The sequence below is a fragment of the Candidatus Obscuribacterales bacterium genome, assembly GCA_036703605.1.
Taxonomy (GTDB): Bacteria; Cyanobacteriota; Cyanobacteriia; order RECH01; family RECH01; genus RECH01.
Window position 1 is genome coordinate 1 of the sequence record DATNRH010000945.1, and the last position, 2,342, is coordinate 2,342.

Below are 2,342 nucleotides of genomic sequence, written 5' to 3' on the forward strand. Positions count from 1 at the left end.
CCGTTACCACAACAGCGATCGCACTAGATACCCCCAACAGTTGCCCAATCTGAAACGTGCCTAACGACACCGCCACCGTTAGCAAAATATGGCTGAGCGCATCGTCTAATTGACGGAAAATACCCACACAGAGGTAGCCCAGTCCCCAGCCCAGCACTCCACCACCGACAAAGGCAATGAGCAGTTGCTCAAGCCCCTCACCCACAGTAAACGATCCCTGCAGGTGGATGGTGGTAATGATGCCCAAGAGTACCAGGGCCATGCCGTCATTAAAGAGACTTTCTCCTTCTACAATCGTCGCCAACCGCCCCGGCACTGATACTTCTCGAAAGGCTGCAATCACCGAGACGGTGTCCGTAATCGTCAAAATGACGCCGATGGCACAGGCCGTAATCCAGGGTAGCCCCAACCCTAGCTGGATCAAAGCCGCTGTAATCGCCGCTGCCAAGACGACCCCTGGGCCTGCTAGCAGAGCAATGGGTTTGATGGTGCTGCGCAGACGGCTGATGTCGGTATTGATGGCCGCTTCAAAAATCAGAATCGGCAAAAAGAGGTTCAAAATGACATCTGGATCTAGGCGAATGGACGCGGGCAAAGCATCTTTGGTGATCGCCAATCCGGCCAAGACCAAGCCCACCACATAGGGAATCCGCAGCCGCCGGGTGACTAAGGCCACCGCCGTTGCCACCAGCAGCAGAATAATCAGCGCACTGACCCAGCCGGCAAACTCTCCCGACGATTCCGGTAATGCGCGCTCTAGGTTCGACGTCAGAAAGTAGCTTGTCACCATGATCCTCAACTAGAGATGCTTCATATTTCTTCATCATCCTAGGAGAGTTCTCAACAAATGGGGCAAGATTGGTAGCGATCGCTCGTCTTTACCACTCTTCCCTGTGGGGCACTTGGGCTAGAGTTAATCCTGAAACCTGCTCTGTGACTGGATCGAACTTCCAGCCTCGAAGGTCCATAACCTACGGGTTATGTGAGGTCTTCACGAAGTTTCTAGGCAGAAAGCCCGACGGATAGGCGGTGGGGTGCGGCAGCGCCCAACAGCATCTTACAGCCCAGTTTATTTAGATGCACCACCGTTGACGTAAGATCTTTCCCTGGATAGAAAGTCCTAGGATGCCTTTGCCACGCACCAGGTTCGCCTTGCTTACGATGAATATATCAGTGAATTAGATGAAGAATTGGTGAAGACCTGAGTCTTTAGTGAGAATAAATACTTAACTTACTAGAATCTGTGCCAGGGATAGAGCGATCGCCCCCTAGGCAGCAACCATAATTCATCATCAACTCCTAGGAAAAACCACTCTATAGTTCGCTATGCTGATGCTAGACAGGGTTACCATACCAATCTCTACTTCCCTTAAGTCTTGCACAGTTCAAGCATTGTTTTCTCTATTTATTCGCCTCCACCATCTCTGTCACAACACAGTATTAATGCTTAAGTATCATCTCTGCAAGCGTCTTTGCTACCCTTGATGTTGACGCTGTTTACCTGATCCCAAGGAATTGCTTTTTTAATCATCTCAATGGTATCAAGACCAGCCATAACACCATTAGCATATCTATGCTTAGTAACAGTCACTTATATTACAGCATTGTATAGAACCTTGCTTGTCTACTCCAAACTGTTCTAGATCAGTCCAAGACAATAGCCTTTTCAGGCATCTAACACGGATCCAACAAGGCAATACCAGCCGCTGAATCAGCCCCTATTACTATTACAGTTTTAGACTCATTGCCCATGATGCCTTTCCAGATTTCCTATATTCCTCACGGTCACTGCTATCTTTGGCAAACACCTTTAGTAGGACTTCACCTCCTGAGTGACGCATTGATTGCGATCGCCTATTTTTCTATCCCGGCCATGCTCATCTACTTTGTGCGTGCCCGCGATGACATTCCCTTCTCGAAAGTCTTCATCCTGTTTAGCGCCTTCATCCTCTGCTGTGGAGTAGGCCATCTACTAGATATTTGGACGCTTTGGCACCCCGACTATTGGGTATCGGGCATTGAGCAGGCCATCACGGCCCTGGTTTCTTGCTACACAGCACTGATGTTGGTGGAGCTTTTACCACGCTTTTTGTCCCTGCGCACGCCCGAACAACTGGAAGCTGTTAATCAGGAACTAAAGGAGCAAATCCAAGAAAGACAGCAGGCAGAAGACATCCTGCAAACCATTTTGACGAGCACGGCATCTGTTACCGGTCGTGACTTTTTCCCCGTCTTGGCCCAGAACCTGGCCAAGGCCCTGCAGGTGGCCTATGTGGGCATTTTTGAGCTGATCGATGATGGAGAACCGCAAGTCAGCAGTCTAGCGATCTGGGACGTGGATC

The 2,342-nt window shown here is 49.9% G+C and carries 2 protein-coding genes; one reads left to right on the forward strand and one right to left on the reverse strand.

Going from position 1 to position 2,342, the window contains the following annotated elements:
- Positions 1-790 (reverse strand): cation:proton antiporter (locus tag V6D20_19400; protein ID HEY9817949.1); only part of this gene is annotated, 790 nt, incomplete at its 3' end.
- A gap of 960 nt (positions 791-1,750) precedes the next feature.
- Between V6D20_19400 and V6D20_19405 the strand changes: the two genes are divergently transcribed.
- The coding region (locus tag V6D20_19405) for a hypothetical protein (GenBank protein HEY9817950.1) at positions 1,751-2,342 on the forward strand (592 nt) is incomplete at its 3' end.